An 18,417-nucleotide genomic window follows, 5' to 3' on the forward strand; every position below is an offset into this window, starting at 1 on the left:
CTCGGCAGTCCCGCGGCGGACCAGGGTAGAGGCGGTGTCGGTCCGGCGCACGCAGACTTCGTCTTCGCCGCGGGAGGCACCGTGGTCCAGGGCTATCGTGGCCCAGCCCTCGACGTGCCTGCGCTGGCGGAGGCCGGGCCGGGCGGGTTGGCGCGGTGGGCCACGGCCGCCCTCACCGGGCAGACACGCCGCCGCGGCGGGTTGGTGTGCGGCCTCGTGCCCTTCGACCCGCAGGCGCGTCCCGACCTTTTCGTCGTGGAGCAGCCCCAACGGCACCGCGTCGACCTCTCGGCGGTCTGCGCCGAACAACAGCGGACACCCGGTGCCGACGAGGCGCTGGAACGGGCACGAATGTCGATGGCAGCGGACCTACGCGAGGCCGCGACGCGGTGCGACGACAGCTATCGACGCAGTGTCGCGCAGGCCCTGATCAGCATCGCCGACGGCGCCCTGCGCAAGGTCGTGCTCGCGCGCAGCATCGACCTCTCGCTCGCCGACCTCGACGTCGACCTCGTCTGGGCCCGGCTGGCGGCCCGCAACCCGCAGGGCTACGCGTTCGCGGTCCGCAGCCCGGGCGGAGTGGTCTTCCTCGGTGCGTCACCCGAACTCGTCGCCGAGGTCGATGGCACAGGCTTTGCCACCCACCCCCTCGCCGGCTCGGCGCCGCGCAGCGGAGACGCCGCGACCGACGCCGCACGGGGCCGCGAGCTGCTCGCCTCCGACAAGGACCGCCGCGAGCACCGCTTCGTGGTCGACCACATCGTCGACCGGCTCCGTCCGCTCCTGCGACGCCTCGACGTGCCGAGCGGACCCGGGCTGTTCGCGACCGATGCGATGCTGCACCTAGGCACCAGGCTCACCGGAGTTCTGCGGCCCGACGTCACCGCCCTCGAGGCCGCCGCGACCATTCACCCGACACCCGCCGTGTGCGGCGTGCCCACCCAAGGCGCCCTCGACGCGATCCGCCATCTCGAGCCCCACGACCGCGGCTGCTACGCAGGGTTGGTCGGGTGGCAGGACGCCGCGGGCCACGGCCAGTGGGCACTCGCGTTGCGCTGTGCGCGGATCCGCGACGGGCAGGCCCGCCTCTTCGCCGGCGCAGGCGTCGTCGCCGGCTCCACCCCCGACGCCGAACATGCCGAGACCGCCGCGAAGTTCGCCACTATGACCGCCTCCCTCGCCCCCGCGTCGGCAGGCACAGGAGACCCCCGATGACGTCCCTGCAACACTCTGCGGGCGTCACGCCCTACCCCCCGTCCGATGTGCAGCGCTACCTGCAGGCCGGTCTGTGGGGCAAGACGCGCATCGAAGACCTCATCGCCCGCCGCGCCGCGCGCCGGCCCGACGCCCCCGCAGTCGTCGACGCCGCCGGGACGACGACGTACCGGCAGCTCGTGGCGGCCGGCGAACGGGCGGCCGGTGTCCTCGCCGCCGGCGGCGTGACGGCCGGCGACGCCGTCTTCCTGCACATGCCGAACACCGTCGATGCCATCGCCGCCCTCCTCGGCGCATTCCGGCTCGGGGCCCTCCCGATCGCTGCCCTGAGCACACACCGGGGCGCGGAGATCGCGGGGTTCCTTGCGGCCGGACGCGCCACGCACTGGGTTCTCGGCGACCTCCTCGGCGTCGATCCCGACACCCTCGTGCGCGACGTCACAGCCCGGGTCGGGCACGACGTTGCTGTCATCCGCTGGACCGGCCGACCGATGGATCGGATCGAGGCCCCGCCGCCTGCACGAGACTGGGCCGATGCGGAGGAGCTCGCGTTCTTCCAGCTCAGCGGCGGCACGACCGGAGCGAGCAAGCTCATTCCGCGGGCCCACCGCGAATACGCCTACTCGTTCCTGCGCAGCAACGAACTGTGCGGCGTCGATGAGTCCACGGTGCTCGTCATCCCGCTGCCGCTCACCCACAACTTCCCGATGAGCTCGCCGGGCTTCCTCGGAGTCCTGTCCGCCGGCGGCTGCGTCGTGCTGTGTGCCCACGGCGACCCGGCGACGATCTGCGCCGCGATCCAGACGAACCGCGCCACCCACCTCATCGGCGTGCCGCCCCTGATCCAGGTGCTGCTGGACTCTGCGGCACGCCGCGGGGCCGACTTGCGCACTCTGCGGCGGGTGCTCGTCGGTGGTGCCCGGCTCTCGCCCGCGGTGGCCCGCCGGATCCACGGAGAGCTCGGCTGCCTCCAGCAGGTCTACGGCATGGCCGAGGGGCTCGTCTGTTACACCAGCCCGACCGATGACCTCGACACGATAGTCACGACCCAGGGGCGACCGATGTCGGCGTTCGACGAGGTCCGGGTCGTGGCCGTCGACGACGCAGGCGCAGGCCTCGTTGGCACGCCCGTCGACGTCGGAGCCGGTGAGGTCGGGGAGCTACAGGTGCGCGGGCCGTACACCATCCGCGGCTACTACTTCGGCGGGCCTCGCGAGCACGCCTCCTTCACCCCGGACGGCTTCTACCGGACCGGTGATCTCGTGCGGCGGGACGAGACGGGCAGCATCACCGTCGTCGGCCGGACGAAGGAGCAGATCAACCGCGGCGGCGAAAAGGTCGCGCCCGCCGAGGTCGAGGACGCCCTGCTACGGCACCCTGGCGTTCACGATGCGTGCGTCGTCGCCGAGGCCGACGAGTTGTTGGGCGAGCGCGTCGTCGCCTACGTCGTGCCTCGTGCGACCGCGCCGTCGTCGTCGGAGGCGAACGGGTCGTCGGGCGGGCACTCGGCCGCGCCCCCCGCGCCCATCGATCGCCGGGAGTTGCGGCGCCACTTGGTCGCCCAGTCGCTCGCGGCCTACAAGATCCCCGACGCCTACCGGATCGTCGAGGCACTCCCGACGACCGCGGTCGGCAAGGTGGCGCGACGCCGGGTCACGCCTCCCGTCGCCACCATCGCTGCCTCGGCCGCACCTGCGGCGGCGGCGCCTCGATCCGGCCCCGAGGTCCTCGACGTGCTCGGAGTCGGCTTCGGGCCCGCGAACATGGCCCTGGCCGTGGCGATCCGGGAGGAGAACGAGAGGCGCGCGACGGGGCTGGCGGCGCGGTTCGTCGACGCGGCGCCGTACCCGCGCTGGCACGAGGGGCTGCTGTTCGAGGACGCCTCGATGCAGGTGGCCTTTGCTAAGGACCTTGCGACCATGCGCAACCCCCGGTCGGCCTTTACTTTCGTGCAGTTCCTTGCCGAGCGCGGGCGACTCGCGGATTTCGTCAACCGCGGCTCGATGACGCCGCTGCGGGTCGAGTTCGTCGAGTATCTGCGGTGGGCCGCGGAGAAGCTGCGCGACGACGTGACGTACGCCGCTCGCGTCGAGGCCGTGACCCCCGTCGTCGTGGACGGCGCGATCGAGGCCTACGACGTCGACATCAGCGACGCGGCGGGGATGACCCGCCTACGCAGCCGCCACGTCGTGCTCGCGGTCGGCCTGCAGCCGATCATGCCCGCCCAACTGCCCGCGGGCCCGCGGGTCTGGCACGCAAGCCAGCATCTGCATCGCGTCGGCGACCTCGACCCCGCGACCACCCGCGACGTCGTCGTCCTAGGCGGCGGGCAGAGCGCCGCGGAGGTGGTTCTGCACCTGCGCGAGCAGCTGCCGTCGGCCCGGATTCACGCCGTCCACGGGAAGTTCGCCTACACCCCCTCGGACTCCTCGCCGTTCGCCAACCGGATCTTCGACCCGGCCAGCGTCGACGTGCTCTTCGACGCGCCGGAACCCGAACGAGCCCGCGTCAACGCCCTGCACGCCAACACCAACGACGCCGTCGTCAGCCCCGCCACGCTGCAGACCCTCTTCGACCTGGACTACCGCGATCGGTGGCTTGGGCGCGAACGGGTGATCTGGCACCCCTGCACGCGCGTGCTCGAGGGCCGAGACCGCGGCGACGCCGTCGAGCTCGATCTCATCGAGCTGCTCGGCGGATCCTTGGGAGCAGGCGAGATGCTCGCGAGGGGGGACTCGACCGGAGCCGGACGAGTGCGGCTGCGCGCCGACGCCGTCGTGTGTGCGACGGGCTACGTGCCGCTCGACCCAGCTGCCCTGCTGGGCGACTCCGGCCGGGCGCTCCGCCGCGACGCCTCGGGCAGGCCGCTGGCTCGGCGCGACTACGCGGCGGAATGGGACGTGAACGCCCGCGGCCAGCTCTTCCTCATCGGCCAGACCCGCCACCAGCACGGTGTCTCGGCGACGTTGTTGTCCAATGTCGCCGTTCGCGCGGGTGAGATCGTCGCCACCGTGACGCAGGCCGGTCGCGCCGCCAACGCATCGACAGCGGGGCCTGGCCGTGTCGACCGCCCCGACCAGAGCAGAGGCTCGTCGCGGCCGACGACGGTCGCCCTCCCATGAGCGAATCCCTCTTCGACGTCGCGGCGCTGCACGTCGGCTACCCGCGCCTGCCGGATGTCATCCGAGGCCTCGACCTGAGCCTGCCCCGTGGCGGCTTCACGGCGGTCGTCGGCCCGAACGGGTGCGGAAAGTCGACTCTCCTGCTCACCCTCGCCCGACTACTCCGACCCGCCTCGGGGCAGGTGAGTCTGCACAGGCGTCCCCTTACCTCCTATCCTGCGCGTGACCTCGCCAGGACCCTCGCCTTCCTGCCCCAGCAGCCGCTCGCCCCCGACGGCATCCGCGTGCGCGATCTCGTCATGCGCGGTCGCCAGCCGTACCGGCGCTTCCTCCTGCCCGCGACCGCCGTCGACCACGCGGCCGTCGACGCGGCGCTCGCCGCCACGGGCACGAAGGATCTCGCCGACATCGAGCTGTCCGGGCTCTCCGGCGGGCAGCGCCAGCGCGTGTGGATCGCGATGACGCTGGCCCAGGACACCGACGTCGTGCTGCTCGATGAGCCGACGAGCTTCCTGGACATCGCGCATCAAGTCGACGTGCTCGAGGCCGGCGCCGCACTCGCCCGCAGCGGCCGCAGCGTCGTCGCCGTCCTGCACGACCTCGGGTTGGCCGCCCGCTACGCCGACCACCTCGTTGTCATGAAGTCCGGGCGACGGATGGCGTCTGGGGCGCCGCACGACGTCGTCAACGAAGACCTCGTCCACGAGGTCTTCGGGCTGCGCTGCCGCGTCGTCGCCGACCCCGAGACGGGCACGCCGCTGGTCGTCCCGCGCCGACGCGCCGGCACCTGCGAACCCGACCAGACCGTCCCGACCAGCACCGATGAAAGGACTGCCCATGCCTGCACCTGAGCCCAATGCCCACCCCGCGCTCGACCCGCAATGCGACCCCACAGCCGCACCGGCGACCGGGCGGGGGACGCCGGCGCAGCCGGATCTGCTCGCCGACCTCGCAGCCGCCGCAGGCCTCGACGTCACCGACATCCGCCTCGACGAAGACCTCCTCGGACTCGGCCTCGACAGCGTGCGACTCATGCGCCTTGTCGAACAGTGGCGTGCCGCCGGGCTCGACGTCGCCTTCGCCGACCTGGCTGCGGGCGGCACGGTCGCCGAGGCGCTCGAAACGGTCTCCGTCGGCCGGGCCTGACCGGGACCGACGGTCCGTCCCACCGCACCCCCATCGAAAGGGCAACACGTGAACAACCCCCGCCTTCTCGCCGCCGCCGGAGCCCTTGTCATCGGGCTCGGGATCACCGCCTGCGGCTCCGCCACCTCCGCGACCTCCGGCGCGGCCGGCACGAGCACCGAAACGGCGGCCGCGGGCGCCGAGGCGACGACCCACTCCGTCGACACCGCCTTCGGCCAGGTCACCATTCCGACCAAGCCGACGCGTGCCATCGCCCTCGAGGGCGGCGTCGGGCCGCTGCTGTCTGCCGGGATCACCCCGGTCGCTACGGCCGACGGTGACTTCGCCGACTCCTTCCTCCCGGAGGAGTACGCGAAGGTCAAGGACCTGCCGATCATCCTCGGCAAGGACGGCCCCGACCTGGAGAGGATCGTGGCACTCAAACCCGACCTCATGATCGGCTTCGTGCGCGGCGGCAAGACAGCCGAGCTGAGTGCTGATGCCAAGGCGCAGTGGACCAAGCTCAACGCGATCGCACCCACCGTGCTCATCCGCTCCGACGGATCGGCCCAGACCAAGGACGCCACGCTGACGATGTCCGAGGTCCTCGGCGACGGTGAGCAGGCTCAGGCAGCCAAGAAGGCCTACGAGGAGAAGGCTGCCGAGCTGAAGAAGACGTACGCGGACGTTCTGGCCAACAACGTCTTCGCGCCGCTGGACTACTACGAGGAGGTCAACGTCTACTCCCCGATTTCGTGGCCGGGCGACACCCTCCTGGACGCCGGAGCCAAACTCACGTCGGTGTCGGCGAACGAGCGGACCGAGAACGCGACGTTCCTCTCGGCCGAGCAGCTCGGCAAGATCTCCGACGCCACCGTCGTGCTCTATGACGAGACAGTCGACGGTCAGCCGGCCGAGGGCGCCGCCGAGCTGGCGAAGCTGCCCACCTACACCGCGCTGCCGGCGGTCAAAGCCGGGCACAGCTACGGGCTGCGGTACTTCTTCGCCGACCGCTACGAGACCGCGTTGAAGTCGCTGGAGAGCCTCGAGGCGACCCTGAAGAAGTTGGCGTGACCCACTCGCACCACACGAGATCCGCGCCGGCACTCACCCGCTCGCAGGAGGGCGTGGTCCACGCCCAGCTCATCGAGGCCGGTTCTGCCCGATACACCGTCGGGGAGGCCGTTGAGCTGCGCGGGCCCGTCGAGTTGCCCGCGCTGGCCGCGGCGATCGAGCGCGCGGTCGGCGAGGTTCCTGGCTGGGCGCTGCGCGTCGACGCGGACGGGGTCACCGCGATGGCCGGCGGCTCGGGCGCCGGCCAGGTGTGCGAGGTCGTAGATCTGCGCGCCTCGCCCGACCCCTGGGCGGCGGCCACGGAAGTGATGGCGCAGCAGATGGTGCAGGGCCTGTCGTTCGGGGGGCAGGCCCTGCACCGGCAGCGGTTGCTGATGCTGGCACCCGATCGGGTCGTGTGGCTCGCCGCCGCCCATCACGTGCTCGTCGACGGCTACGGCCTCGTCCTGCTCGTGCGGCGAGCGCTGCAGCTGTATGCCGACGGTCGAGCCGGCCGTGCCAGTGCACCGACTCGCTTCATCGGGGTGGAGGCGATCGTGGCCGCCGAGCGCGCCTACGAGGCCTCGGCCTCCCACGACCGGGACCGCGAGTACTGGCTGGAGGTCGATCGGCGCGCCGAAGAGGCGGGGGCCGCGCGCGCTCTCCTGCGGACAGCCGGCGGCACTGGCTCAGGGGTCTTCGCGACCTCGCGCGCGGACCTCGACGCTGCTGCCGACCGGCTCGGCCACACGTGGCCGGACCTACTTGCCGTAGCGCACGCGGTCGCTGTCTCGCGCCTGGCTGGGCATCGCGACGTGGTTACCGGCATCCCGCTCATGAACCGCCTCGGACCCGCCGCGCTGGCACCGACGAGCGTCGTCAACATCCTTCCGCTGCACGTGCACGTCGACCCCGGAGCAAGCGTGGCCCACCTCGTCGCGCAGGTCGCGGAGCGGCTGCGCGCGCTGCGCAGGCACGGGCGGTTCCGCGCCGAGGAGCTGGCCCGCCTCACCGGCCGGGTCAGCGGGGACGCACCTTTGGTCGGCGCCGAACTCAACATCAAGGTGTTCGACCAGCCGGGGCGCGTCGGCGACCTCGACGTGACGATCCACAATCTGGCCGAGGGACCGGTCGACGACCTCGGCCTCAGCGTCTACCGCCATGACCGGGCGCTCATGTGGTCGGCCACAGCGCCCGGGAGTGCTCCGGTGGCCACGCTGCGGGCCGCGGGCGCCAACGCCGGGGCGACCATCGACGCCGCCAGTGCCGCCAGCCCCACCAGCCCCGCCGAGGCGGCGGGGCACCTCGTCGGCGACGTGCTCGACGCTCTCGTACGCGCCGAGGCACGCACTCCCGTCGGTGCGCTCGCCGCACCCGCCGTGCCGCTGCCCCCGCTCGGCGCGGGCGCGCTCTCCCCCAGCACGATCGCCGATGCCGCGCAATCGCCGCCCACGGTCGCCACCCTCCTGGCCCGGACCGTCGCCGCGCACCCCGAGCGAATCGCCCTGGTCGACACCGCGCACGACACACGGTTGAGCTACGCCGACCTTGCAGTCCGCGTCGCGGCCACCGCCGAGGCGCTGACCGCCCGGACCGCTGCGGGCGACACAGTCGCCCTCGAAGTGCCCCGGTGCGCCGATGCCGTCGTCGCGCTTCTCGCATGCCTCGTCAGCGGCCGCGTGGCCGTCCCCCTCGACCCGATGTGGCCCGATTCACGGCGGGCCGAGCTGCGGGCCGGGGTCGGCGCCGGCTGCACCCTCGAGTCCGCCCCCATGTCGTCACCTGTCAGCGAAAGCCCGGCCTGCGACGAGCGGGACGCACCTGGTGGCCACACTGGCCGCGACGACGCCGCCGAGCGTCTGCAGCTACCCATCGACCGTCACGCGATCGCTTACGTCATCCACACCTCGGGATCGACTGGCCGCCCCAAGGGTGTCGCGGTGAGCCACGACGCCCTCGCGCACTTCCTCGCCCATCACCGCGCCGAGACCTTCGCCCCCCTCGCCGACGGACAGTCGTTGCGGGTGGCGCAGACCCTACCCTTGGAGTTCGACGGGTCGTGGGACACGTTGCAGGGACTCTTCCTCGGGCACGAGGTGCACCTGTTGTCGCGGGAGGTGACCCGCGATCCCGCGGCCACCGTCGCGCAGGTGCGGGCGCACGCCCTGGAGTTCCTCGACACAACCCCGACCGTGCTCGCCGCCCTGCTCGACGAGGGCCTGCTCGACGCCGGGCATTCGCTGCGGATGGTGAGCGTCGGCGGCGAGGCATGCCCACCGGAGCTGTGGGCGCGGCTTCTCGCTGAACGGGGTCTGCAGGTCGCGAACTTTTACGGCCCCACAGAGACGTGTGTGGATGCGGTCGGTCTCGTGCGCCCCGCCGCCGGACCGCCAACCGGCGCGGAGATCACCGGCCGGGGATCCATCGGCAGTCCCCTGCGCAGCGTCCGCGCGCTCGTGCTCGACCCGCACCTCGGCTCGGTACCCCCAGGTGTCGTCGGCGAGCTGTACCTCGCCGGGCCGCAGGTCGCCCTCGGCTACCTCGGGCGCAGCGCGCTGACCGCCGAACGGTTCGTCGCCGACCGCACCGGACCGCCCGGATCGCGCATGTACCGCACCGGCGATCTCGTCGTCATCGGGCCCGACGGGCTGCTCGACTACCGAGGTCGGGCCGACGACCAGGTCAAGGTGCGCGGCTACCGCGTCGAACCCGGCGAGGTCGAGGCCGGACTGCGCCGCCTCGCGGGCGTGCGGCAGGCCGCGGTCGTCGCGCGGGACGGTGCGCTCGTCGCGTATGTCGTCGCCGCCGAGCCCGGGACGCAACTGCGCGACGCGGCCCGCGACGTGCTTCCCGAACATCTCGTGCCCGCACGGGTCGTCGTGCTCGACGCTCTGCCCCGCACGTCCACCGGCAAACTCGATGTCGCCGCCCTGCCGCTCGACGACGAGGCGCCGACAGCCACGTCGCCCGCACTCGCTCCCGCAACCGATGCGGAACGCGCCCTCGCCGGAGTGCTCGCCGACGTCCTCGCCCTATCCATCGCTCGGATTGGCGGCGACAGTGACTTCTTTGCACTCGGCGGCGACTCGATCTCGGCCATCAAGGTCGTCGCGGCCCTGCGCCGCGCCGGACACCACACGAGCGTCGGCGCCATCTTCACCGACCGCACCCTCGCCCGCATCGCCGCAGGCATCACCCTCGCGGACACCACCGAGGGAACCGCCGACGGATCCTCGGCCGGCTCGGATGCGGCCGGCCCCGACCCGCGACTCACCGCGACCCAGCTCGCGAGCGTGCACGACCTGATCGCCCGCCGTTCCCGGCGCCCCCGCAGCGGCCGGCAACCCGAGAGGACCCCCCGCGCATGACGACCGGCACCCCGCTCATCTGGCCGACCACCCCGCTGCAGCAGGGCCTGGTCGCTCTCGCCGAGCTCGGCCGCAGCGACCCGGCGTCGGTCGGCGCCGCAGCAGGGGGCGGGGACGGTGGCGACGATGCCGCGGTCGGGATCGCCCGCAGCGGCGCACCGACCGACTACGTGGGGCAGTCGGTCGTGCAGCTGGCCGGACCCGTCGACCTGGACGCCCTGCGCGCAGCCATCGCCGCCCTGGTCGCCGACCAGCCCCACCTGCACGCCGGCTTCCTCATGAACGACGACGTCGCGCCCGTGCAGTTCATCGAGGAGCTCGACCCGGTCATCGAGGTCCACGACCCTACGGACCCTGATCCGGAGCCCGTGGCCGCGGTGCTCGCGTGGCAGCGCCGCCTGGCGTGGGACCTGCACGAGCCGCCGCTCCTGCGCTGGGATGTCGTCCTGGACGCCGACGACCGACCAGCCGCGCTGGTCATCGCCGCCCACCACATCGTCCTCGACGGGTGGTCGATGCCCCTGCTGGTGGCGCAGGTCGCGCGTCATTACGCCCGCCTCGTGGGCGCCCCCAGCGAGTTGCCCGCGGTGCGCGGCAGTTACGCCGACCACCTCGCCTGGCTCGCCGAGCAGGACACCGACGCGGCTCGCGCCTTCTGGGCCACCCACCTCTCCGACCTCGACGCGCCGACGCCGGCTTGGCTGGGGCCGACCGGCGGCGCTCGCCGCCCGACCCGCCTCGAGGCCGTCATCAACCCCCTCGACCCGACGCGCCTCGCCGAGTGCGGCCTCACCCCGGCGGCCGTCGCGCGCACCTGCTGGGGCCTGGCGCTCGACGCTGTCACCGGCTCCTGCGGGACGCCGTTCGCCGTGGCCGTCTCCACCCGCGACGCCGGCGTCACCGACGTTGACGACCTCATCGGTCTGACGACCGACGCTGTGCTCGTCGCCGAACGACCCGACCCGGGCGGCGACGTGCTTGCGGCGGCGGCCGATGCTGCGCGGCGTTGGACCGCGAGCCTGCCCCACCAGCACGTCGGGCTGCGCGGCATCCACGCCGCCCTGCGCCGCCCGGAGACCGCGACGAGCCTGCTTGCCATCGAATCCGCTCACAAAGCAAAGACTTTCGCTGCCGGTGAGGTCACCTTCGCGCTGACGCGCGTCGACGATGACACCCACTATCCACTTGCCGCGACCCTCGTCCTGGGGCATCGGGGGGACAACGCGCCGTGGAGGTTGGAGGTCACCTACGACGCGGCCTGCGTGGAGGAAGCCACCGCCCGACGCCACGCCGATGCGTTCACCGCGTTTGTCGAGGCCGCCCGAACCGCGACGCGCCTCGGTGCCGTCGACGTGCTCGGTGCCGCCGACGCAGCTCTCCTCGCGGGCGCCGAGAGCCGTACCGCGCATCACGCAGTCGGCCCGGTCGGCGCGGAAGGGGCCTCCCGCGAACGGATCCCGCCGCTCCTGCCCGAGGCGTTCTCGAACGCGTGCGCGCGCTTCCCGCAGCGCACGGCGCTCGTGGATGCCGACCCGGACGGCCGCCGTGCCCACTGGACCTTCGCCCAGCTCGCGGTCGATGTTGCCGCACTGCGCGACGACCTCCGCAAGCTCCTGCCCGCCAGGTCGGAAGGCCCGCCCATCGTCGCAGTGACGCGGCCGCGTTCGGCCCGTACCGTCGTCGCTCTCCTGGCGATCCTCGAGGCTGGAGCCGCCGCCCTGGTCATGGACCCCGCGCTGCCGTCGACCCGGAGCGAGGCGATCCTCGCCGAGGTCGGCGCGGCGCTCGTCGTCACGGCCGACGGAGTGCAGGTCCGCCACGACCACATCCGCGAGCAACCCCACCCCCACGAACAGCGCCGCGGCGTGGCGACGCGCGCACCGCAGCCCGGCGACATCGCCTCAGTTGTGCTCACTTCGGGCTCGACCGGCATGCCCAAGCCCGTCGCCGTGCCGCATCGTGCGCTGGCGCACCTGCTCGAGCATCACAGCCGCGAGCTGCACCCCGAGGGCGGCACCGCGCCGCGCCAGGTCGCCCACGCCGCCGCGTTCCACTTCGATGCCCACTGGGACGCACTCCTCGCGATGTTCGCCGGGCACACCGTGCACGTGCTGTCCGACGATCTCTTCCTCGACCCTTTCGCCCTCGCCGAGTACGTCGAGCGCGAGGGCATCGACTACCTCGACCTCACCCCCACGGTGTGGTCGGCGTTGCTGGCCGCCGACGCATTCACGCGCCTGCCGCGCGTGTGCGTGCTCGGGGGCGAGGCGCTGCCGCCGCAGCTGTGGGCGCAGCTGCGCGAGCGCTGCGCCGAAAGTGACACGGTCGCCCTTAACCTTTACGGCCCGACCGAGGCCACCGTCGACGCCGCGTGGGCGTCACTGGCCGACCATCCGACGCCCGTCGTCGGCCGGCCCCTCGGCACGACCGGGCTCCTCGTCCTCGACGACCGGCTGCGTCGGGTGCCCCCCGGCACATCCGGCGAGCTGTATCTCACCGGACCACAGCTCGCCGACGGTTACTTGGGTCGGGCGGGGCTCACCGCCGAGCGGTTCGTCGCGAACCCCTACCCGCGGCGCGATGATGTGGGCGCGATTCGCGTGGGGGACGAGCGGATGTACCGCACCGGCGATGTCGCCCGTTGGACCCAGGAGGGGCTGCTCGTGCTCGGCGGCCGCACCGACGGACAGCTCTCCCTCGCCGGTCGCCGGGTCGAGCCCGGCGAGATCGAGGCGGTACTCACCGCCGATGGGCGGGTGCGTGAGGCGGCCGTCGTCGTCCGTGACAGCGTCTCGGGGCGGGGTCGGGTCGTCGGGTACGTCGTCCCCGAGCGCCTCGGCGGCGGCCAGGGGTGCGTGCGCGGCCAGCTTCTCGCCGAGCTACTGACCGCTTGCCGCGCCGCCCTGCCCGCGGCGCTCGTCCCCGCAGACCTGGTGCTGCTCGATGCCTGGCCGTTGACCCCCAACGGCAAGCTCGACCGCTCGGCGTTGCCCGCGCCCGGAGCCGGAGCGTCGGAGTCGGGTCCCAGCGGCGGGCCGCTCGCCGCCGCCGAGTCCGACCGCCCAGCCAGCTCGGCCGGAGACGCTCCCGTCGACCCGTGCGGCCCCGACCGCGCGACGGCCGACCTGCGCGACTGCCTCGCCGACGTGCTCCAGATGCCGGCCGGTGCGGTCGGTGACGACGCCGACTTCTTCGCCCTCGGCGGCGATAGCATCGCGGCCATCCAGATCTGCGGCCGGATGCGCAGCCGCGGGTGGACGGTACGCGCGGCGCAGGTGCTCACCGCGCGGTCCGTCGCCGCCATCGCCGCGTGCGCCCAGCCGACGACACAGGACCCCGACGCCGGTATGGCCATCGAGGACCCGACGCCCGCGCACGAGGAACCGCCGAGCGCGGCGGACGACCCATTCGACCTACTCACTCCGCAGCGCCGCGCCAACCTTGCGGCCCACCTCCAGGCAAGAGTTCCCGGCGCGCGCCTCGAGCGGGTCCTGCCGCTGTCCCCGACCCAGCTCGGCATCTACATCGACTCCCACCGCCTGCGCCCCGACCCCTATCGCACGACCGTGACGCTGCGGCTCGACCTCCCGCCAGGTCGAACGGGAGGCAGCGCGACGGCCGAGGACATCGACGCAGGCGTCGCCGCCTGGTTCGCCCGGCACGAGAGCCTGCGCATCGCGGTGTGGCAGGGCGATCTGCCGCGGCCGATCGCCGTCGTCGTCGACCACCTCGACGTACCCCACCGCCACCTCGACGCCACCCACCTCGACGAGACCGGTGTCGCCGCCCTCCTTGAACGGGTCCGGCGCGACGAACTCGAACGCGACATCTCCTTCGAGGCCGCGCGCCTCGCGGGGTACACGTGGGTGCGCACCGGGCCGGCCACCGCCTATCTCATCGTGTCGATGCACCACCTCCTCGCCGACGGCTGGTCGACACCGGTGCTCGCGGCCGAGCTGCGCGACCACCTCGTCCTCGCGCCCGCAGCGGCTCCCCAGACCGACTCCGACAGGGCCGCTGATCGGGTCTTTGCCGACTATCTGCGCTGGTGGGAGGGTCAGGACGGCGCCGCGTCCGAGGACCTGTGGCGCCGCGAGTTCGCCGACGCTCCGACTCCGACGCTGCTCGGCCGAGGAACCGGGGCTGACACGTCCTCGCGGGAGCGCACCGTAGCCCACATCGACCTCGACGACACTGCCGCCACCGCCCTGTCCGGCGCACTCCGGCGCCACGGGCTCACCGTCGCCGCGGCCTGCCAGGCCGCGTGGGCCCGCGTGCTCGCCGACCTCACCGGCGGCGACGACGTGACCTACCTGCTCGCCTCCGCCGGCCGGCCGGAGCACCTACGCGACATCGAGTCGGCCGTCGGCATGTTCGTCACGACCCGACCCGTGCGCCTAACAGTCACCGGGTCCCTGGTGCAGGTGGGCCGCGACGTCACCGCCGCCCTGGCGCGCACGGAGACGGCAGCCCATCTCGGGCTCGGCCGAGTCAATCAGCTCGTCGGTACGGTCGCCGACAGCCTCGTCGTCGTCGAGAACTACCCGCGGCCGAGCAACGCAGACGACCCCAACGAGCCGCGCGTGACGATGGTCGAGGGCAACGACGCGACGACCTTTCCCGTCACCGCCACCGTCACCCTCGGCGCTCGACCCGCCCTCGAGGTCGAGATCGACCCGGCGCAGTGTGACGCCGACGCGCACACGCTCGCACGGGCGTGGCGCAACGCGCTGGGCGCGCTGGTCAGCGGCGCCGATGCCGGGCGCACGGCTGCGCGCGACGCGTCGGGCGGGTCGGCAGCGATCCGGCCGCGGCTCGTTCCAGTGACGCTCGAGGACTCGGCTGCCGGGCCCGGTGTCTGCGCGCCCGACGGCACAGCCGCGATCCGCGGCGAAGGGGGGCGGGCCGACCAGATCACGACGGCGGCCGAGGTCGCCGGGGTAATGGCCGAAGTGCTCGGAGCGGCCGAGCTGCCTCAGGACGCCTCGTTCTTCGACGTCGGCGGCGACAGCATCCTTGCCGTGCGCCTCGTCGGCGCGCTGCGCGGGCGGGGGCTGCGCGTCGGGATCGCCGACGTCTTCGGCGCGCCGACCCCGCGGGCCCTTGCCCCGCGGGTCCTTGCCGACCCCCTGAAACACGGCGACAGGTCTCGACTCCGCGACGGGGACGGGCTGCGCCTGACGCCGGCGCTGTCCTGGTACCAGGAGGTGCTGCAACGCGGCGGCTCGGGGCGCGGCTTCCAGCAGTTGCGCGAGATTCTCTTGCCCGCCGGCACCTCCGTCACCGCGATCGGCGCCGCGGCGCAGCGCCTGGTCGAGCGCCATGACGCGCTGCGCCTACGGGTCGGCCTCGACACCGCCGACGTCGTCGCGGCCCCGCAGGCGCGGCTCGCTGTCGTCCCCGCCGATGCGCTGAGCGCCGAGCTGCGTGTGCTCGCCGACGAGATCGATCCCGGCGCGGGGGATCTCGTGCGCTGGGCGGTGGTAGCGGAGGCCGAGCGCGTCCGGCTCGTCGTGCTCGCCCATCACGTGGCCGTCGACGCGGTGTCGTGGGGCATCATCACCGACGACCTGCACCGCCTCATCGCCGGCGCCGATCTGCCGCCCGCGCCGTCGTTCGCCGAGTGGACCCGCACGCAGGCGGACGACGCCGTGCTCGCTGCCGCGGCCGCCTCCGCGCCGCGATGGACGCGGGCCCTCGCACCGGCCGCCCCCCTCTTCGACGCCTACGCCGACGTCGACCTCGGGCTGGTCGGTGCCGCTCGCGACCTCGAAGTCCGTCTCGACGCCGACACCACTCAGCGACTGCGGAGCGCCGGGCTCCGCGGATGGCGCATGGAGACGCTGCTGCTCGCCGCCCTCACTGCCGGGCGCGCCGCCGACCTCGTTGTTGAGCTCGAAGGTCACGGCCGCCCTACCGAGGTGGCCGCCGCCGATCCGCGCGCGCAGCACCCGGGTGCCGGAGCCGTCGGCTGGTTCACGGCGACGTGGCCGGTACGCCTGCCCGGAGTCGACGCTGGAGCCGACGACGGAGTCGACGCCGGGGTCGGGGAGCTCACGGGCGAACCGGGGGCGTTGTGTCGGCACGTGGCTCGCGTCGCTCAGGCAGTGGAGTCCGCGCGGGTCGACGGGCCCGACTACGGGCTGCTCCGCCACCTCCATCCCGAGCACCGGGAGAGGCTGGCCGACGCCGAACGTGGCTGCCCACCGCAGATCCTCCTCAACTACCTCGGCACGTCGGTCGCTGCAGGCGACCGCGACCCGGCCGCGTTGGAGGGCGAGCTCGGGCTGCACGCCGACCTGCCCGTCTCCCACCTGGTCGAACTCAACGTGCACCTCGCCCCGGCAACTGCGACCGACGGTCCGCGGCTCGTCGCACACTGGCAGGTGGCCTCCGTCGCCGCCGACGGCTCCGACGCCCTCGTGCAGCAGTGGGCGCTTGCTCTGCGCGCGATCGCCGCACTCGACCTCGGGGTGCCGCCGACGGTGGTGCACGACGCGGTCGGGTTGTCGCCGCGGCAGCTCGAGACCATCTCGCCCCCTCTCGTTCGCGACGATGCCGGAGAAGCCTCTGCGAACGGCGCGGCTGTTGCGGAGGACGTGGTGCAGGCCGTCTGGCCGGCGACGCCGGTGCAGCGCGGCATGATCTTCCATGCCGGCGTCGAGACCGATTCCGCCGTGTCGGAGGCCGCCACCGCCGCCCGGGCCGGAACGGACCCGTACACATCGGTGCTCGACGTGGGCCTGGCGGGCGCTCTCGATCCGGCGGTGCTGCGTGCCGCGATCGAGGGCGTGCTGGCCGAGCATCCGCAGCTTCGGCTGCGCGTGCGCTGGATTGCAGCCGAGGACGATGGCGTCGGTGCCGGCGTGACGCCCGGCGGGGCTGGTCGACGCTCCGGCACCTGGCTGCCCGTGCTCGTGACCGTTGCAAGCACGGACTGCGCGTGGCGCTTCATCGACCTGACCCGCGGCGATGCCCTCGACGAAGTCGATCCGGCCGACGCGGTCGCCGGTCTCGTCGCGGCTCAACTCAGGCGCGGCTACGACCTCGCCCGAGATCCGCTGCTGCGGGTCACCCTCGTGCGCACCGCCGACGACGAGCACCGGCTCGTTCTCGCCAACCACCACCTGCTCCTCGACGGATGGTCGATGCCGCTGCTGCTCGATGCGGTCCTCGACCGCTATACGGCCCTCGGCACCGGCGCGGCCGCCACCACCGAGGTGACGTCGGACGGTTCGGCCGCTCTGGCCCGCAGCCCGTTCGCGCGGCACATCGCCCGCGCCGAGCTCGCGGCGCGGGCGGGTGCGGATGCGGCATTGGAACGACGCCGCGCGTTGCTCGCCGACAGCCCGGCCGGGCCGGTGACGACAGCCGTGCCGGGAGACGCGATCGACCAAGGCAGCCGCGTGGCGGACTACGCCGGCGTCCGCCGCGCCGCGCGTCGGCACGGCACGACCGAGTCCGCGATCATCGCGACCGCCTGGGGCGCGCTACTCGCCGCCCTGACGGGTCGCGACGAAGCAGTGACCGGCACGGTCGTCTCCGGGCGCGACCCCGAGACCGACACCGACCTGCTCGGCATGTTCACCGACACCATTGCGGTGCTGGCACGGTTCGGGGCCGGGCGCACGATCGCCGCGGCCGTGGCCGACCTTGCGGGGCAGATCACCGCCGCACTCGTCGAGCCGCCCGTCGGGCTGGCGCGTCTCGGTTCGGCGCTCGGTCGCGGACACCTGTTCGACGCGTTGCTCGTGGTCGAGAACTACCCGGGTGGTGATACCGACGCCCGGGCCGTCGCGGCCGGTCTGCGGATCACCCGGCTCGACGGTGGCGACGCGACGCACTATCCGCTGGGCCTTACCGTCGAGACCGCCTCGGAGCGCAGCGAACTCCGACTCGAATACGACCGGGCCACCGTGCCCGACGACGTGGCGACGGCAGCGCTCGACGCCCTGGGGCGCGTCCTTGATCGGCTCGCCGACGCCGACCCGACCGAGTCGGCGACCGCGCTCGTCGATATCGCCGCCCGCACACTGCCGGAAACGCACCTCGGTGCCCCGGCCGGTGCCGCAGCGACCGCTGAGGACGACGACACGGATCCGTCCGCCTGGCCGGTCGCGCAGCTCGTCGCTATCTTCCGAGACCTTTTCGGGGCCGCGGCGCCGGCCGACGCAGCGACGACCGCCGTCACCTCGACCGGCGAGGCCGTCGACGCCGACGCGAACTTCTTCGCTCTCGGCGGGGACAGCATCCTGGCGATGTCGCTGGTGACCGCCTGCCGGGAACAGGGGCTTCGGATCCGCGCCGGCGACGTCTTCACCGCCCCGTCGCCGCGGGCGCTGGCGCAGCGGGTCACGACCGCGGCGCCGACACCAGTGGCGACGCCAATCGGGTCCCACGGCGCCGCCGACGCGGCCGCGAACCCAACAGCCTCAGAGCCCGGCCCGGCTGCGACCCGGGCCCGGGTCGGCGACCTCATCAGCCTGGACGACCGCGGCGCCACCGCCCTCGAAGATCTCCTGCGGAGCCTGTGA

Annotated in this window: 7 protein-coding genes; all 7 read left to right on the forward strand. The window is 73.3% G+C overall.

The genetic code is table 11. The features are described 5' to 3' along the window. Positions 1-81: 81 nt before the first annotated feature. The 7 genes from KILIM_RS04570 to KILIM_RS04600 are packed head-to-tail and all read left to right on the forward strand — an operon-like array spanning position 82 to position 18,417. Positions 82-1,215, forward strand: a complete 1,134-nt coding sequence (locus KILIM_RS04570; protein ID WP_006591459.1) for an isochorismate synthase — start codon at positions 82-84, stop codon at positions 1,213-1,215. Continuing rightward, positions 1,212-4,337: a SidA/IucD/PvdA family monooxygenase gene (locus KILIM_RS22065; protein WP_006591460.1), complete on the forward strand. Its 3,126-nt coding sequence runs from the start codon at positions 1,212-1,214 to the stop codon at positions 4,335-4,337. Before KILIM_RS04570 ends, KILIM_RS22065 begins: the two co-directional genes overlap by 4 nt. Further along, positions 4,334-5,188 carry an ABC transporter ATP-binding protein gene (locus KILIM_RS04580; RefSeq protein ID WP_006591461.1) on the forward strand — a complete coding sequence of 285 codons (855 nt, stop codon included), beginning with the start codon at positions 4,334-4,336 and terminating at the stop codon, positions 5,186-5,188. Before KILIM_RS22065 ends, KILIM_RS04580 begins: the two co-directional genes overlap by 4 nt. Next, positions 5,175-5,483 (forward strand): phosphopantetheine-binding protein, encoded by a 309-nt coding sequence (locus KILIM_RS23105; protein WP_006591462.1) that lies wholly within the window; start codon positions 5,175-5,177, stop codon positions 5,481-5,483. The genes KILIM_RS04580 and KILIM_RS23105 overlap by 14 nt, the downstream gene beginning before the upstream one ends. A gap of 48 nt (positions 5,484-5,531) precedes the next feature. Then, on the forward strand, positions 5,532-6,536 hold the full coding sequence (locus tag KILIM_RS04590; RefSeq protein WP_006591463.1) for an ABC transporter substrate-binding protein: 1,005 nt from the start codon (positions 5,532-5,534) through the stop codon (positions 6,534-6,536). After that, entirely contained in the window at positions 6,533-9,883 is a 3,351-nt protein-coding gene (locus KILIM_RS04595; RefSeq protein ID WP_006591464.1) for a non-ribosomal peptide synthetase, read from the forward strand. The genes KILIM_RS04590 and KILIM_RS04595 overlap by 4 nt, the downstream gene beginning before the upstream one ends. Then, complete coding sequence (locus tag KILIM_RS04600; RefSeq protein ID WP_006591465.1) at positions 9,880-18,417, forward strand: condensation domain-containing protein; 8,538 nt, start codon at positions 9,880-9,882, stop codon at positions 18,415-18,417. Before KILIM_RS04595 ends, KILIM_RS04600 begins: the two co-directional genes overlap by 4 nt.

This window comes from Kineosphaera limosa NBRC 100340, from assembly GCF_000298215.1.
Classification (GTDB): Bacteria; Actinomycetota; Actinomycetes; order Actinomycetales; family Dermatophilaceae; genus Kineosphaera; species Kineosphaera limosa.

What these genes read in the sequence shown, in the direction of transcription:
- KILIM_RS22065 (WP_006591460.1), top strand. Translation starts at nt 1,212, where the DNA reads ATGACGTCCCTGCAACACTCTGCGGGCGTCACGCCCTACCCCCCGTCC.
- KILIM_RS04580 (WP_006591461.1), top strand. Translation starts at nt 4,334, where the DNA reads ATGAGCGAATCCCTCTTCGACGTCGCGGCGCTGCACGTCGGCTACCCG.
- KILIM_RS23105 (WP_006591462.1), top strand. Translation starts at nt 5,175, where the DNA reads ATGCCTGCACCTGAGCCCAATGCCCACCCCGCGCTCGACCCGCAATGC.
- KILIM_RS04600 (WP_006591465.1), top strand. Translation starts at nt 9,880, where the DNA reads ATGACGACCGGCACCCCGCTCATCTGGCCGACCACCCCGCTGCAGCAG.